Annotated in this window: 13 protein-coding genes; 5 read left to right on the forward strand and 8 right to left on the reverse strand. The window is 70.1% G+C overall.

Features of this window, described 5'->3' with window-relative positions:
- Positions 1 to 128: 128 nt before the first annotated feature.
- Positions 129 to 545: a hypothetical protein gene (locus ACFWXO_RS19660; RefSeq protein WP_375894025.1), complete on the reverse strand. Its 417-nt coding sequence runs from the start codon at positions 543 to 545 to the stop codon at positions 129 to 131.
- A gap of 50 nt (positions 546 to 595) precedes the next feature.
- Here ACFWXO_RS19660 and ACFWXO_RS19665 point away from each other — a divergent pair, with 50 nt between their 5' ends.
- Both ACFWXO_RS19665 and ACFWXO_RS19670 read left to right on the forward strand, forming a co-directional pair.
- On the forward strand, positions 596 to 1,567 hold the full coding sequence (locus tag ACFWXO_RS19665; RefSeq protein ID WP_375894028.1) for a diacylglycerol/lipid kinase family protein: 972 nt from the start codon (positions 596 to 598) through the stop codon (positions 1,565 to 1,567).
- A 368-nt stretch (positions 1,568 to 1,935) separates the two neighbouring features.
- Positions 1,936 to 2,187: a WhiB family transcriptional regulator gene (locus ACFWXO_RS19670; RefSeq protein WP_014138019.1), complete on the forward strand. Its 252-nt coding sequence runs from the start codon at positions 1,936 to 1,938 to the stop codon at positions 2,185 to 2,187.
- 447 nt (positions 2,188 to 2,634) lie between these two features.
- Here the strand turns inward: ACFWXO_RS19670 and ACFWXO_RS19675 are convergent, their stop codons facing one another.
- The 7 genes from ACFWXO_RS19675 to ACFWXO_RS19705 form a co-directional block, all read right to left on the reverse strand.
- Positions 2,635 to 4,155 carry a sensor histidine kinase gene (locus ACFWXO_RS19675; protein WP_375894031.1) on the reverse strand — a complete coding sequence of 507 codons (1,521 nt, stop codon included), beginning with the start codon at positions 4,153 to 4,155 and terminating at the stop codon, positions 2,635 to 2,637.
- Between the two features lie 551 nt (positions 4,156 to 4,706).
- A complete protein-coding gene (locus ACFWXO_RS19680; protein ID WP_380525136.1) occupies positions 4,707 to 5,765 on the reverse strand; it encodes an SIS domain-containing protein in 1,059 nt (352 codons plus the stop codon).
- Between the two features lie 200 nt (positions 5,766 to 5,965).
- Positions 5,966 to 7,243 carry an extracellular solute-binding protein gene (locus ACFWXO_RS19685; protein WP_375894181.1) on the reverse strand — a complete coding sequence of 426 codons (1,278 nt, stop codon included), beginning with the start codon at positions 7,241 to 7,243 and terminating at the stop codon, positions 5,966 to 5,968.
- A gap of 454 nt (positions 7,244 to 7,697) precedes the next feature.
- Positions 7,698 to 9,251, reverse strand: coding sequence for a glycoside hydrolase family 3 protein (locus ACFWXO_RS19690; RefSeq protein ID WP_375894036.1), 1,554 nt, complete (start codon positions 9,249 to 9,251; stop codon positions 7,698 to 7,700).
- Positions 9,252 to 9,257: 6 nt separating this feature from the next.
- Positions 9,258 to 10,085 (reverse strand): carbohydrate ABC transporter permease, encoded by an 828-nt coding sequence (locus ACFWXO_RS19695; protein WP_375894038.1) that lies wholly within the window; start codon positions 10,083 to 10,085, stop codon positions 9,258 to 9,260.
- Positions 10,082 to 11,110 (reverse strand): carbohydrate ABC transporter permease, encoded by a 1,029-nt coding sequence (locus ACFWXO_RS19700; protein ID WP_375894041.1) that lies wholly within the window; start codon positions 11,108 to 11,110, stop codon positions 10,082 to 10,084. The genes ACFWXO_RS19695 and ACFWXO_RS19700 overlap by 4 nt, the downstream gene beginning before the upstream one ends.
- 90 nt (positions 11,111 to 11,200) lie before the next feature.
- Complete coding sequence (locus tag ACFWXO_RS19705; RefSeq protein WP_380525139.1) at positions 11,201 to 12,484, reverse strand: extracellular solute-binding protein; 1,284 nt, start codon at positions 12,482 to 12,484, stop codon at positions 11,201 to 11,203.
- 337 nt (positions 12,485 to 12,821) lie between these two features.
- On the opposite strand from ACFWXO_RS19705, the gene ACFWXO_RS19710 reads away from it, so the two are divergent.
- The 3 genes from ACFWXO_RS19710 to mctP all read left to right on the forward strand — a co-directional run bounded on the left by ACFWXO_RS19710 (position 12,822) and on the right by mctP (position 15,780).
- Positions 12,822 to 13,613: a GntR family transcriptional regulator gene (locus ACFWXO_RS19710; RefSeq protein WP_375894047.1), complete on the forward strand. Its 792-nt coding sequence runs from the start codon at positions 12,822 to 12,824 to the stop codon at positions 13,611 to 13,613.
- Between the two features lie 296 nt (positions 13,614 to 13,909).
- Positions 13,910 to 14,173, forward strand: coding sequence for a DUF3311 domain-containing protein (locus ACFWXO_RS19715; protein WP_375894050.1), 264 nt, complete (start codon positions 13,910 to 13,912; stop codon positions 14,171 to 14,173).
- Positions 14,170 to 15,780, forward strand: a complete 1,611-nt coding sequence (gene mctP, locus ACFWXO_RS19720) for a monocarboxylate uptake permease MctP (protein WP_375894053.1) — start codon at positions 14,170 to 14,172, stop codon at positions 15,778 to 15,780. The genes ACFWXO_RS19715 and mctP overlap by 4 nt, the downstream gene beginning before the upstream one ends.
- The last annotated feature ends 14 nt before the right edge of the window (positions 15,781 to 15,794 follow it).

The raw sequence follows: 15,794 nt of genomic DNA on the forward strand, positions 1-15,794 counted from the left end.
CGCGCCCCCCCCCCCGCGGGCCGGTGCCCAGCCGCGCCCGCCCCCGCCCCCGCCCCCCCCCCCCCCGCCCCCCGCCGCCGGGGGCGCGCGGGCCCCCCGTCCGTTCGTGTTCGGGGCGGTGGGGGCGCTCAGCCCTCCTGCTGCGCGTACAGGGCCGCCGTCGACCTCGGGTTCAGCAGCGCACCGATGCCCACCAGGCCGAGCAGGCCGACCAGCGCACCGACCGCGATCATCGCGCCGCCGCTCTGGACCATGTAGTAAGCCACCGGCAGGCAGATCGAGTTGGTCAGCACGGCGGGGCTGCGGCCCCAGCGGCGCTCCTTGAGCAGCGCGCGGGCGGCCAGTATCGGCAGCACCCCGAGCAGCACGATGACCAGGCCGCCGAACTCGTTCAGGGCCAGCTGCTTGGCCTGGCCGGACAGTGCGGACACCATGTCCGAGACGCCGACGACGGCGAGCGCCGCGCCCTCCAGGGCGGTGATGGCGGCGCCCAGGGTGAGCGGGACCGGGCGGGCGGGTACGGGTGCGGAGGATTCTGCGGTCACTCCAGCAGGGTAGCCGCCGGTCGGTCCGTACGGCCCCGTAGGCTTTCCCCATGCGCGCTCTCCTGGTCGTGAACCACAAGGCCACCACCACCAGTGGCCGGACCAGGGACGTACTGATCCACGCGCTGCGCAGCGACCTCAAGCTGGACGTCGCCGAGACCCAGTACCGGGGGCACGCGCACGACCTGGCCCGGGACGCCGCCCAGGACGGCACGGTCGACCTGGTGGTGGCGCTGGGCGGGGACGGCACCGTCAACGAGGTGGTGAACGGGCTGCTGGCGCACGGCCCGGGCGAGAAGGTCCCGCGACTGGCCGTGGTGCCGGGCGGTTCGACCAATGTCTTCGCCCGCGCACTGGGCCTGCCCAACGACCCGGTGGAGGCCACCGGCGCCCTGCTGAACGCACTGGAGCAGGGGCACGAGCGGCCGATCGGCCTGGGCAAGGCGATGACCGAGGGGCTGCCGGACCGCTGGTTCACCTTCACCGCCGGCCTCGGCTTCGACGCCGGCGTGGTGGGCCGGGTCGAGGAGCAGCGCAGGGCCGGGCGCAAGTCCACCCACGCCCTGTACGTCGGGCAGGCCCTCCGACACTACTTCACCCAGCGTGAGCAGCGCCGCTCGGGCCCGGTGGCCTTGGAAATACCGGGCCGCGAGGCCGTTCCGGGCCTGGCGCTGACGATAGTCAGCAACACCTCGCCGTGGACGTTCCTCGGCAGCCGTCCGGTCTACCCCTCGCCCCTCGCCTCCTTCGACACGGATCTGGACGTCTTCGGCATCACCCGGATGACGGCGTTCGGTACTGCTCGAACGATCCGTCAGATCCTGCGGTCGTACGCGCCTTCGAGCGACGGCGCCCCGCCGGCCGGCCCGTCCGGAAAGCACGTCGTCTCCTATCACGACGTCAGACACTTCACCTTGGTTTCCCAGGAACCTGTGCCGTTCCAGGTCGACGGGGACCATCTTGGAGACCGGAGTCGCGTCAGTTTCACAGGCGTTCGGCGGGCACTGCGTGTGATTGTGTGACCGGAAGGGGGCTTCGCCCTTCTTCTCGAACGCACAAGCCCCCTTCACTCCATAGAAGTACTGGCTGTGAGCTAGGCGACACCGAAGAATCAAAAATTCCTCCCCGAAGGGGGTTGTATCCGAGCCCGAGGTTTGCGAACCTCTACATGGCGATCGGGACACATCGCAGCGACGGCAACTCCGGAACCACAGGAGCGCCGACCGCGGGGTGTCCCTCGAATCGCCGAATCCCCCCAGCACAGACCACCCGGGCCCGATGGGCCTTTGGTCTCTTTTGCTGTTGTGGGATTCGTGAAAGCGTTCACATTCACAAGCCATTCGATTATGCCGATCGGGCCACCCCCCGCGGCAGGAGGAGTTGGACGACCATGGACTGGCGCCACCGCGCTGTCTGCCGCGAAGAGGACCCGGAGCTGTTCTTCCCGATCGGGAACACCGGTCCTGCTCTGCTGCAGATCGAGGAAGCCAAGGCCGTGTGCCGCCGCTGTCCGGTGATGGAGCAGTGTCTCCAGTGGGCCCTCGAGACCGGCCAGGACGCCGGCGTCTGGGGCGGCATGAGCGAGGACGAGCGTCGCGCGATGAAGCGCCGTGCCGCCCGCAACCGCGCCCGCACCGCCTGATCAGCAGCATCTGGTCACACGCCGTAGCACCAGCAGTAACCGTAGTACCGATCAACAACCGATCAACACATGATCAAAGGCTTCCCTGCACCTCCTGGTGAAGCCTTCCGCACCAAGGGCCTTGCCACGCGAGGTCCCGCGACACCGAACCGTCCAGCCACTTGATACTGTTCACTTAGAGCAATATTGTGGAGCTGAGGCGCTCACCGTGTGCAACGCACATGCGAGGTGTCGCACCACCTAGAGCCCCCGTTCCGGCCGACTCCCCCCGACGGCCGGAACGGGTTGAGAGGCCCTGTCGACCCACCCCCCCCGGTCGACAGGGCCTCGTTTCTGTTTCCGGCCCGGCGCCCGACCTGGCCGTGCCCCGCCTTCGCACGCCGGGCGCGTGAAGCGCGCACCCGGCGCTTCCGCCGCACGCACGCCCCCGCCGCGCAACCCGACGCATCAACGCACCGGGATCTCCAGGATGACCTTGGTGCCGCCGTTCGGGCCGGCCACCATGTCGAAGGTCCCGCCCAGCTCACCGGTGGCCAGCGTCCGGACGATCTGCAGCCCGAGGTTGCCGGCCGTCTTCGGGTCGAAGCCCTCCGGCATGCCGCGCCCGTCGTCCTGCACGGTGATCAGCAGGTACTCCTCCGGCTTGGCACCGCCGTTCCAGCTGTCCGACCAGCCCATGCCGGTCGCCGGGGCCCGCCCGCGCAGCGCGCTGACCTCCAGGTTCCCGGAGGCGGTCGGGCCGAAGGCGTGCTCCAGGGCGTTCTGCAGCAGCTCGGTCAACACCATCGACAGCGGGGTGGCCACCTCGGCGGAGAGGATGCCGAAGCTTCCGCTGCGGCGGGTCGCCACCCGGCCGTCCTGGGACAGCTCCATCGCCATCGCCAGCACCCGGTCGGCGATCTCGTCGAAGGCCACCTGCTCGTCCAGCGCCTGGGAGAGCGTCTCGTGCACGATCGCGATCGAGCCGACCCGGCGCACCGCCTCGTCCAGCGCGGCCCGGGCCGACTCGGACTCCATCCGGCGGGACTGCAACCGCAGCAGGGCGGCGACCGTCTGCAGGTTGTTCTTCACCCGGTGGTGGATCTCCCGGATGGTGGCGTCCTTGGTCATCAGCTCGCGGTCGCGGCGGCGCAGCTCGGTGACGTCCCGGCAGAGCACCAGGGAGCCGGTCAGCGTCCCCTTCGGCTTGAGCGGGATCGCGCGCAGGGTCACCACTCCCCCCTGCACCTCCACCTCGGTCTGCCGGGGCGCCCAGCCGCTGGCCAGCTTCACCAGGGCCTCGTGGACGGCCGAGCGGGAGGGCGGGACGAGGTCGGCGGTGGCCCGGCCGAGGTGGCTGCCGACCAGGTCGGTGGTGAGGCCCAGCCGGTGGTAGGCGGAGAGCGCGTTGGGGCTGGCGTAGGTGACGATGCCGTCCGCGTCCAGGCGGATCAGGCCGTCGCCGACCCGGGGCGCGGCGTCCATGTCGGCCTGCTCGACGCCGGGGAACGGGAAGCTGCCGGCCGCGATCATCTGGGCCAGGTCGGAGGCGCTCTGGAGGTAGGTGAGCTCCAGCCGGCTGGGGGTGCGCACGGTCAGCAGGTTGGTGTTGCGGGCGATCACCCCGAGCACCTTGCCCTCGCGCCGGACCGGGATCGACTCGACCCGGACCGGGACCTCCTCGCGCCACTCCGGATCGCCCTCGCGCACGATCCGCCCCTCGTCGAAGGCGGCGTCCAGCAGCGGGCGGCGCCCGCGCGGGACGAGGTGGCCGACCATGTCGTCCTGGTAGGAGGTCGGCCCGGTGTTGGGCCGCATCTGTGCCACCGAGACGTAGCGGATGCCGTCCCAGGTGGGGATCCACAGCACCAGGTCGGCGAAGGAGAGGTCGGAGAGCAGCTGCCACTCCGAGACCAGCATGTGGAGCCATTCCACGTCGGCCCCGGTCAGGGTGGTGTGGCGGCGGACGAGTTCGTTCAGCGAGGGCACATGGCGAGCGTAGCGCCGAGGCCCGGCGGGGGGCTCGGCGGACTGTCCGCTGGCGCCGGATGACTGTCCGGAGTTGTTTAGACCAATTCACCGAGCGGCCTGGACAACGCAGATTGGTCTAGTCCACAATGAAAGGGCACCAAGGAGAGGCCCACCGCGCAACTGCCCTGACCGCGCGCGGCTTCTCCTCGGTCGGACGCCGGCGAACGAGGACCCCGCACAGTCCTCGATCGACACCGGTGCCCGACGACAGCTCCGGGCTGCGGTGCCGCATGGGTTGAGGGTCCCGTGTCGGCGCCGTGGCCCGTAGTGCTTTCCGGACCCGTTTCCGCCGCTCAGTGAACCGGCCCCCGTCCACAGCCTGTGGACGGGGGCCGGTTCCGTTCCGGCGGGCGCCCCCGCCCGGAGGCGAGCGGGCGAGCACCCGCCCCGAGCCGAAGGGGCGCGCCGGTGTCGAGAGGGAGGAGCGAGGAGGCCCCGAGGAACGAGGGGCATCGGAGCGACGACCGTCGGCACCGGGTCGGAGCGCCCCGGAGGCGAGCGGGCGAGTATCAGTGCGTCTCGGTGACCTTGGCCAGGGCGCGCGGGGCGTCCGGGTCCTGGCCGCGGGCGATGGTGACCTCGTAGGCGAGCTGCTGGAGCGGCAGGATCTCCAGGATCGGCTGGACCTCCTCGGGCACGCCGGCGGGCAGCGCGAAGCCCGCCGAGGCGGCGTCCACCTGCGCCCGCTGGCCGATCACCACGAGGTCCGCGCCGCGGCCCCGCAGACGGTCCAGCACCGGCTGGAGGGCCTCGCCGCCCTTGCCGTCCGGGACGATCGCGATCACCGGGGAGACGTTGTCCACCATGGCCAGCGGCCCGTGCAGCAGGTCGGCGCCGGAGAACGGGGTGGCCGGGATGTACGTGGTCTCCATCAGCTTGAGCGCCGCCTCGCGGGCGGTCGGGTAGCCGTAGCCGCGCGAGGTGATGACCAGGCGCTGGGCGAAGCGGTAGCGCTCGGCCAGCGCCTTCACCTCCGCCTGGCGGGCCAGCACCCCGGCGGCCAGGCCCGGCAGCACCTCGGCCGCCGAGCCGTCCCCGCCGCGCAGGCCCTCGACCAGGAGGTAGAGCGCCAGCAGCTCGGCGGTGTAGGTCTTGGTGGCCGGCAGCGCCTTCTCCGGCCCGGCCAGCACGTCGATGTGGAACTCGGACACCTCGGCGAGCGGGGAGTCGGGGTTGTTGGTGACGGCCAGGGTGATCGCCCCGGCCTCGCGGGCGGCCTTGGTGGAGGCGACCAGGTCCGGCGAGCCGCCGGACTGGCTGACGGTGATCACCAGGACGTCGGTGAGGTCCGGCTGGGCCCCGTACGCCGTGGTGGTGGACATCGAGGTCAGGCCGGCCGGCTTGCCGAGCAGGATCTCGATCAGGTACTTGGCGTAGAGCGCGGCGTTGTCGGAGGTGCCGCGCGCGGTCAGCAGGACGAAGCGGGGGCTGCGGGCGGCGATCCCGGCCGCGATCTCGCGGATCTTCGGGGCACCCTCGTCGAGGATGCGCCGGAGGACGGCCGGCTGCTCGGCCATCTCCGCCGCCATGATCCGGCCGGGGACGGAAACAGTCTGCGGGTCGGACATCTGGATTGCCTCCGATGAGATGGGTCGACCCCGCCCGGGCGGGTTGCCCGACGGGGACCTCTACGGCGGCGAGTCCGCACACTCGCTGCGGTTCCTGCTGGGCAATCCTACGAGCGGGCCCCCGCCGCGGCACCCCCGAACCGGGGCGGATCGGGGGCGGTGCGGCGAGCGGTGCGGCGAGCGGTGCGGCGGGCCGGGCGTCAGGACGGGTTGTTGATCAGCTGGTCGATCGCCGCGTCGGCGTCCTTGGTGGCCTGGTCGACGGACTTGCCCTTGAGGATCGCGGTCAGCATGTCCGGGATGATCTTCTGCTTCTCGACCGCCCCCCAGCCGGGGGCCAGCGGGGTGAACCAGGCGTCCGGGACGGCGTTGGCCGCGGCAGCGGTGTTGGGCTTGTTCTTCAACGGGTTCAGCTGGTTGAGGTTGTTCGGCAGGATGTCCTTGTCGGCCAGCGCCTGTTCGGACTTGGTGCTGGTGAACATCCGGATCCAGTCGGCGGCCGGCCCCGCCTGCTGGGACTTGGCGGTGACGGCGAGGTCGGAGCCGCCGATGAAGGTGGGCAGCGGCTTGCCGTCCGGGCCGGGCATGGTGGCGACCTTGACGCTGTCCTTGAGGCCCGAATCCCCGGTGACCGGCGCGATCACGCTGGCGGCCTCGAAGCCGTTGCCGTAGAAGGACGCGGCGTGGCCGCGCGCCATGGCCTCGAACTGGTTCTGCTCGTTCTGCGTCAGGTCGCCCTTGTTGTACTTGCGGACGAGGTCCGCGAAGTGGCCGATGCCCTGCTGGGACTTGGCGTCGTGCAGGGTGCCGTGCCAGTTGCCGGAGCTGTCGAACTTGGCGATGCTGCCGCCGTACGCGGCCACGTAGCTCATCGCGGCGTACCAGTACGGCCCGGGCAGGTAGAGCGGGGAGAAGGTCCGGTCCGATCTGTTCTTGTCCGCGATCTTGTCCAGGGCGGTCATCAGTTCGCCCTCGGTCTTGGGGAACTCCGCGCTGCCGGTGGCCTGTTGGAAGACGCTGGAGTTGTAGACCGCGACCCGGGCGCCCGCGTAGTAGGGCACGCACCACAGCTTGTCCTGGTAGGTGCAGGTGTTGGCGAGCGCCTTGATCCAGCTGTCGGAGTTGTCGAAGGTGGTGCGGTCCACCGGGGCCAGCGCGCCGGAGAGCACGTACTTCATCGTCTCGGTGTTGCCGAGCTCGACCACGTCGGGGGCGCTGCCGTCGGCGATCGCCTTGTCGAGCTTGGAGACCTTGTCGGCCCAGCCCTGGTAGACCAGCTTGAGGCCGACCTTGGGGTACTTCGCCGCGAACTCGTCGTTGACCCGCTGGACCAGGTCCGGCCAGTTCTTCTGGGCGTCGTCCATCAACCAGACGGTGACGGTGCCGGAGGCGGCCTGCGGGTCCGCGGCGGAGCTCCGGCCGTCGGCCGAGGGTGATCCGGACGAGGAACAGGCCGTCAGGGCGACTGCCAGCGCCATGATCCCGAGCGTCGAACCGAGCTGACGCTTCTTCACGCCATCCTCCGAGGGTTGTCCAAGAACGGTGGTGCCCGCCGACAGCGTGATTGGCGCCCGCGGCGGAGAGTCCTGGCGGGGGCGGCGAAGAGCTTCGAGGAGGGCGCAATACCACAACCGGTGAGTTCAATTTCGAACCGGTTGCATGGACTCTGGCCTAGACCAACTGTGGTGTCAACGGCCAACAGGCCTTGTCAGCAAGGCTGTTGCCGACCCGTTGTACCGCGTGGCGATCAGTCGTCAGACCGTCACCCTCAGTGGGACTTAAGGTGGATTTAAGGCTGCCTTGAGGGAGCACGGTCATCCGGAGAACGTCCGGGTCGACGGCGGGGAAACGCGACGGGCCCGCCATGCGACATGCGCATGACGGGCCCGTCGGCGGACGCCCCCGGCTCCGGCCGGCGACGTCCGTACGGTCTCAGCCGACCGCTCCCGGCTGCCCGGTGAGCACCTCCACGGCCGCCAGCCCGCAGACCCGGGCGGCGCCGTGGGTGGCGATGTACAGCGCGCCGACCGGCTCGGACTGGGGCAGCCCCATCTCCACCACCGCGGCGTCCGGCCGGGCCGCCACCAGACGGGCCAGCGCGGCGGCCATCCAGGCGTGCCGGTGGGCGTCCCGGACCACCAGCACCAGGCGGCGGCCCTGGGCCCCGGCCACCAGCTCGGCGACCAGCGCCTCCAGCAGCTCCGGCGCGGCCTCGGCCGCGGACACCGCACGGGTCCGGGTGCCCGGGAAGCGGTCGGCCAGCATGCCGGCCACGCCCCACGGGGTCACGTCGCCGACCGCGATGTTCGGCTCGTCCGAGAACGAGGCCACGTACGGGCGCTCGCTCACCGGCAGCACCTCGCGGCCCGGCGCCCGGACCACCTTGAGCGCCCGGCGCGCGGCCCGCAGGCCCACTGCGAGGTCCGGCTCGGCCTGCTCGCCCTGGGCCGCGATCCGGCCCCAGCTGCCCAGCGCCCGGACCCGGTCGGCGGCGTCCGCCAGCCGCTCCTCGGTGAGCCGGCCGGAGCGCACGCCCGCCACGATGGCGTCGCGCAGCATCAGCACGGTCTCCTCGTCGGCCAGCCCGCCGCCGACGCAGATCGCGTCCGCGCCGGCCGCCAGCGCCAGCACGGTGCCCTGGCCCATCCCGAAGGTGTCGGCGATGGCGCCCATCTCGATCGCGTCGCTGACGATCAGGCCCTGGTAGCCGAGGCCGCCGTCGGCCGGGGCGGCGCGCAGCAGGTCGCGCAGCACGGTCGGGCTCAGGGTGGCGGGCAGCTTCGGGTCCAGCGCCGGGACCATGATGTGGGCGGTCATCACGGCCTTGGTGCCGGCCGCGATCGCGGCCTGGAACGGGATCAGGTCGCGGGTGCGCAGCACGTCCAGGTCGACGTCGATCACCGGCAGGCCGTGGTGCGAGTCCACCGCGGTGTCGCCGTGGCCGGGGAAGTGCTTGGAGCAGGCGGCCACGCCGGCCGACTGGAGGCCCTCCACCCAGGCGGCGGTGTGCCGGGCGCACAGCTCCGGGTCGGCGCCGAAGGAGCGCACGCCGATGACCGGGTTGCGGGGGTTGGAGTTGACGTCCGCGGTGGGCGCCCAGTTGTAGTTGACGCCGGCCGCGGCCAGCGCCCGGCCCAGCTCGCGGGCGACGTCCCGGGTCAGCGCCGGGTCGTCGATCGCCCCGAGGGCGAGGTTGCCCGGCCAGGACGAGCCGGAGCCGGCCTCCAGCCGGGTGACGTCGCCGCTCTCCTCGTCGATCGCGATCAGGAGGTCGGGGTTCTCCGCGCGCAGCGCGCCGGTGAGGGCGGACAGCTGGTCGAGGTCGACCACGTTGCGGTCGAACAGCGCGACCGAGCCGAGCCCGGCGGCCAGGTGGCGGCGCAGCCAGGCGGGCGGCTCGGTGCCGACGAAGCCGGGCTGCAGGACGGTCAGGGCGTCCCGGTGGAGCTGGTCGCTGTCCGGGACGGTGGGTACGAGGATGCTCACGGTGGCTCAGCCCTTCACGGCGCCGTCGGTCAGACCACCGACTGCCTTGCGCTGCAGGAAGACGAACAGGATCAGCACGGGGACGGCGAACATCGTGGAGGCCGCCATGGTCGCGCCCCAGTCGTTGCCGAAGGCCGTCTTGAAGGAGGACAGCCAGAGCGGGAGGGTCTTGCCCTGCTCCTTGTTGACGATCAGGACGAGCGGGAACTCGTTCCACGCCGTGATGAAGCCGAACAGCGAGGTCGACATCAGGCCCGGGGCCAGCAGCGGGAAGATCACCTTCACGAAGGCCTGGGTACGGGTGCAGCCGTCCACCATGGCCGACTCCTCCAGCTCCTTCGGCACCGCGGCGATGAAGCCGCGCAGCGTCCAGATGGTGAAGGGCAGGACCATCATCATGTAGAAGAAGGTCAGCGGCAGCAGGCTGTTCAGCATGTCGTTGTCGCGGGAGATCATGTAGACCGCGATGGTCATGACCTCCCAGGGCGCCATCTGGGCCAGCATGATGACCAGTACGAAGGCCTTGCGGCCGCGGAACCTCATCCGGGCGATGGCGAAGGCCGCCAGGGTCGCGATCACCAGGGAGATCAGCACCGCGCCGACCGTGACGGTGATGCTGTTGGTGACGTACGTCCAGAAGTCCGGTGCGTTGACCGCGGTGGTGAAGTGCTCGAAGGTCGCGTCGAGCGGGATGAAGACCGGCGTCTTGCTGATGATGTCGTTGTTCTGCTTGAACGCGGTCGCGATCATCCAGTAGACGGGGAAGATGAAGAAGACGATGAGGACGACCGCGATCACGTTCGGCCAGGTACGTCCGAAGAGAGAGCGCCTCACAGCTCGTCCTCCTGCTTGATCATGATGCGGAAGTAGTAGGCCATCAGGACGCCCAGCATCAGGATGGTGAGCACCGCGATCGCGGCGCCGACGCCGTAGTGCTGGCTGCCCGAGCCCTCCAGGAAGGCGTGCACCGGAAGGGTCCGGGTGAGCTTCTCGGGGCCGCCGCCGTTGATCGCGTAGATCTGGGTGAAGGACTTGAAGACCCAGATGACCTCGAGGAAGGTCGTGGCCAGGAAGAACGGCTTGAGGTTGGGGAAGATCACCGAGCTGAAGATCTTCGAGGAGCCGGCGCCGTCCATCCGGGCGGCCTCGTAGAGCTCCTTGGGGATGGTGGTCAGCCCGGCGTACATGTTGAACGCCACGAAGGGGATCGACATCCAGACGATCAGCAGGATGACGACGAAGAACGTCGAGTACTCGTCGCTCATCCAGTTGTAGTTCGCCATCGAGTGCCAACCGAGCTTGTCCAGGCACCAGTTGACGACGCCCCACTGCTCGTCGAACAGCCAGGTGTAGACGGTGGTCGCGGCGACCACCGGCATCGCCCAGGCCATCAGCAGCGCGACCGACAGCGCGAGCCGCATCTTCTTGCCGAGGACGTTCAGCAGCAGGCCGACCAGGGTGCCGCCGACCATGATCAGCACCACGTTGACCAGGGTGAAGGCGACGGTGCGACCGGTGACCGACCAGAACTCCGGGTCGCTCAGCTGCTCCTTGTAGTTGTCGAAGCCGGTCCACTCGGTCAGGTGCATCACCAGCTGGCGCCGGTTGAGGTCCTGGAACGACAGCAGGAAGGTCTTCAGCAGCGGCCAGCCGAGCAGGACGATGGTCGCCACGATGGCCGGCAGCAGCAGCAGGTACGGCGCGGAGCGGGCGCCGAGACCGGGGCCGCTCGCGGGTCTGGTGCCCTTCGGCGCGGTGCCCTTGGCTCCGCCGCCGGCGGCACTGGTGTCAATCTCGGCCACCACAGCCTCCCCTGACTCCGGGGACTGCGTCTGCACCCGGTCCGAATGCACAGCCATCGTTCTCACTTCCTCACAACCCGGCCACGACGGACGGGCGCCGCCCACCGACCCCCCGCCGGGGGCCGGTGAGCGACGCCGCTCGATGCACTAGTTCTTCTGGTTGAGCCGCTTGGCGATCTCGTCGTCGTACTTCTTCGCGGTGGACGCGTAGTCGCCGCCCTGGAGGACCGCGGTCAGGAAGTCCTTGATCGGGTTCGGGGTGTTCTCGACGCTGGCCCAGTTCGGGGTGTTCGGGGTGATCCCGCCGACCGCGGTGGCGGCCTGGGCGGCCTTCGCGAAGTCACCGGTGAGCTGGCTGTTCAGCGCCGGCTTGTTCGGGATGTTGCCGGCCGCGGCGACCATGCCCTCGTTCTTGTCGTTGAGGGCGATCTTCAGGAAGTCCTTCGCCATCGCGGTGTTCTTGCTCTGCGCGGAGATCGCGAGGTTCGAGCCACCGATGAAGACGCCGGAGGGCTTGTCGGCGGTCTTGCCCGGGATCGGGAAGAAGCCGATCTTGTCCTTCGGCATCTCCTTCTCGAGCGGGAGCTCCCAGCCGAGGGCGATCATGGTGCCGACGTTGCCCTTGGCGAAGACGTCCTTCTGCTGCGGGGTCGCCTCGTCCTTGTCCTTCGGACCGGTGAGCGAGTGGCTCTGCAGCGTCTTGTAGGTCTCGAAGGCGCGCTGCGCCTCGGGCGACTCCAGGCCGCCGACCCACTTGCCGCCCTCCTGCTTGGCGATCTTGCCGCCCTCGCCGGTGAGCAGGCCGAAGTAGGTGTACCACTCCTGGCCCGGCAGGTAGAGCGGGTCGACGACGCCGGGGGTGGTCTTGAGCTTGTCCAGGTCGGCGTAGAACTCGTCCAGGGTCTTCGGCGCGTCGGTCAGGCCGGCGGCCTTCCAGAGGTCCTTGTTGTAGGCGACCACGCGGTTGGAGACCCACCACGGGGCGGCGTACTGCTTGCCGTCCAGCATCGCGGCCTCGTTCTGGTTGGCGGCCCAAGCGTCGCCACCCAGCGCGGACTTGTCCTTGGTGATGTCGAGCAGACCGCCGGTGGCGGCGTAGCCGGAGGTCTGGGTGTTGCCCAGCTCCAGGACGTCGACCGAGCCCTCGGACAGCGCGGCGGTGATCTTCGGGCCGATGTCGGTCCACTCCTGGGCCTGGAAGTCGACCTTGGAGCCCGGGTAGGTGGTCTCGAACTCGGTCTTGACCGCGTCGGTCCAGCCCTTGGGGGCGGAGCCGGTCATGGTCCACACCTTGAGCGTCTTGCCCTTGTACCGGTCGGCCGACGTGGAGGACGAGGAACCGCCGTCGTCCTTCTTGCCGTCCGAGCTGCAGGCCGCGAGACCGACGACCATTGCTGCGACGCCGACCGCCGCGATGAGCTGACGCTTCACGCCATCCTCCTGAGGGATGCCTGGGTTACCCCCGTCGGGCGGCAGCGGCAGACCCACGCAAAGCGGGAGATTAGGTGCCGCGGACCCCTTCGAGCGGGTGGGGGGATTCATCGTTACCGGCCTAGTGGTGTAGACCAGATGCCTGGAGCTTGGCCTAGACCAATGGGCCTGTCAACGGCTGTTCGACCGATCTCGACCACCCGTTATCAAGCCGACACCGCACATCGTTCATCGCGTGATGAGGTATTCGTTCCGTAGCCATACATGCAACGATGTGGTCCGTTAACGATGTGGCGGGGCGGTAAAAGGCTCCGCGAGAAGCGGGAGAACAGGTCCGATGAGCAGCGACGGGGGATCCACCGCCCAGGCCGACGACCCCGAGGTGAAGAACCTCCCGACGCAGGCCGGCGCCGATCCGACCGCGCGCGTCCCCAAGTACTACGGCCTCAAGCGCCACCTCCTCCAGCTCACCGAGACCCAGCCCGCGGGCACCCCGGTCCCGCCCGAGCGCGCGCTGGCCGCCCAGTTCGACACCTCGCGCACCACCGTGCGCCAGGCCCTCCAGGAACTGGTCGTCGAGGGCCGGCTGGAGCGCATCCAGGGCAAGGGCACCTTCGTGGCCAAGCCCAAGGTCGCCCAGGCGCTGCAACTCACCTCCTACACGGAGGACATGCGCGCCCAGGGCCTGGAGCCCACCTCCCGGCTGATCGAGATCGGCTACATCACCGCCGACGACCGGCTCGCCCCGCTGCTGGACATCAAGCCCGGCGGCCGGGTGCTGCGGATCGAGCGGCTGCGCCTGGCCAACGGCGACCCGATGGCCATCGAGGTCGCCCACCTCTCCGCCAAGCGCTTCCCCGCCCTGCGGCGCAACCTGGCCAAGCACAACTCGCTGTACGCGGCGCTGCGCGAGGTCTACGGGGTCACCGTGGCCGAGGCCGAGGAGACCATCGAGACCACCCTCGCCAACCCGCGGGAGGCCGGCCTGCTCGGCTCCGACCTGGGCCTGCCGATGCTCCAGCTCTCCCGGCACTCCTTCGACGCCGACGGCGACCCGGTCGAGTGGGTGCGCTCCATCTACCGCGGCGACCGCTACAAGTTCATCACCCGGCTCCAGCGGCCGGAGTAGTCGTCCCCGTCCGGGGCCCTCACCTCGAACGGACCCCTCCCCCTCACCACGGGCACCGGCGTGCGCGACCCGCGCACCGGTGCCCGTTCGTGTCCGGATGGCGGAAAGTTGCGTCATATCGGGTGACATGGATCACCCCATGCCCTAGATTGCGCAGCCGTACTGACTGCCGATCACCGATGGTGCTGCCCGGCGGGCTCACGGGGGTGCCGGGCACCTCCGGGGCTGCGGCGCCGACGGAACCCTCCGGAGCGGAGCAGAAGATGCCGTCTGACCAAGCCCCCAGCGAAGCTGTCATGCCCGAGCCAGCCGGGACCCCAGTCCCGGCCGTGACCCCCGAGCGGGTGCTCGCCGGACTCGCCCTGCTCGTGCCCATCGTGGCGATGCTCTGGGTCTCCTCCTACGACAAGACCGACCCGGCGGTGGCCGGGATCCCCTTCTTCTACTGGTACCAGCTGCTCTGGGTGCCCGTCTCGGCCGTCTTCACGGTCGCCGCCTACCTGCTGATCAACCGGGACGAGAAGGCCCGCGGCGCGGCCCGCGAGGGCGGTGCGCGATGAAGGACGTCAACGTGCCGGCCCTCGTGGTCTTCGTCCTGTTCTTCCTGCTGGTCACCGTGATGGGCTTCCTCGCCTCCCGCTGGCGCCGCGCGGACGACGCCGCCCACCTGGACGAGTGGGGCCTGGGCGGGCGCAGCTTCGGGACCTGGGTGACCTGGTTCCTGCTCGGCGGCGACCTCTACACCGCCTACACCTTCGTCGCCGTCCCGGCGGCCGTGTACGCGACCGGCGCGGCCGGCTTCTTCGCGGTGCCGTACACGATCATCGCCTACCCGCTGGTCTTCCTGTTCCTGCCCCGGCTCTGGTCGGTCTCCCGGGTGCACGGCTACGTCACCCCGGCCGACTTCGTCCGCGGCCGGTACGGCTCGCGGCCGCTGTCCCTGGTCATCGCGCTGACCGGGATCCTGGCCACCATGCCGTACATCGCCCTGCAACTGGTCGGCATCCAGGCCGTGCTGGACGTGCTCGGCCTCGGCGGCGGCGCGGACGCCAACTGGTTCGTCAAGGACCTGCCGCTGTTCCTGGCCTTCGGCGTGCTGGCCGCCTACACCTACTCCTCCGGCCTGCGCGCCCCGGCGCTGATCGCCTTCGTCAAGGACGCCCTGGTCTACATCGTGATCATCGTCGCGGTGATCTACATCCCGCTGCGCCTCGGCGGCTACGGGCACGTCTTCGACGCGGCCGCGGCGCACTTCAAGCAGGCCAAGGCCGGCGGGCTGACCCTCCCCGACAACAAGCAGTGGACGTACGCCACGCTGGGGATCGGCTCGGCGATGGCGCTGTTCATGTACCCGCACTCGGTGACCGGCGTGCTGGCCTCCAAGTCCCGCAACACCGTGCGCCGCAACATGGCGATCATGCCCGCGTACTCGCTGATGCTCGGGCTGCTGGCGCTGCTCGGCTTCATGGCGATCGCGGCGGGCGTGGGCAGCGGCGTCAAGGGCTACAACGCCCAGCTGTCGGTGCCGCAGCTGTTCGCGAACATGTTCCCGGACTGGTTCACCGGCGTGGCCTTCGCCGCGATCGGGATCGGCGCACTGGTGCCGGCCGCGATCATGTCCATCGCCGCGGCCAACCTGTTCACCCGCAACGTCTACAAGGAGTGGCTCAAGCCCGCCGCCACCCCGGCCGACGAGACCCGGGTCGCCAAGCTGGTCTCGCTGCTGGTCAAGGTCGGCGCGCTGGTCTTCGTGCTCGGCATGGACAAGCAGGCCGCGATCAACCTCCAGCTGCTGGGCGGCCTGTGGATCCTGCAGACCTTCGTGGCGATCGTCGGCGGCCTGTTCACCCGCTGGTTCCACCACTGGGCGCTGTTCGCCGGCTGGGCGGCGGGCATGGGCTACGGCACCTGGACGGCGTACGGGCTGGCCAGCCCGGCCACCAAGCACTTCGGCGGCAACGCGGCCGAGATCCCCGGCATCGGCGAGATCGGCTACATCGGCATGACGGCCTTCGTGCTCAACCTGGTCGTCTCGGTGGTGCTCACCGTGGTGCTGCGGGCGCTCAGGACGCCCGACGGACCGGACGAGACCAAGCCCTCCGACTACAGCGCCGAGACCGGCGGCGACGAGCGGGAGAACGCGCCGGAGCCCGTAGCGGCGCACTGATTGGCCGTGCGCGC

It is taken from the genome of Kitasatospora sp. NPDC059088 (assembly GCF_042738155.1).
GTDB lineage: Bacteria > Actinomycetota > Actinomycetes > Streptomycetales > Streptomycetaceae > Kitasatospora.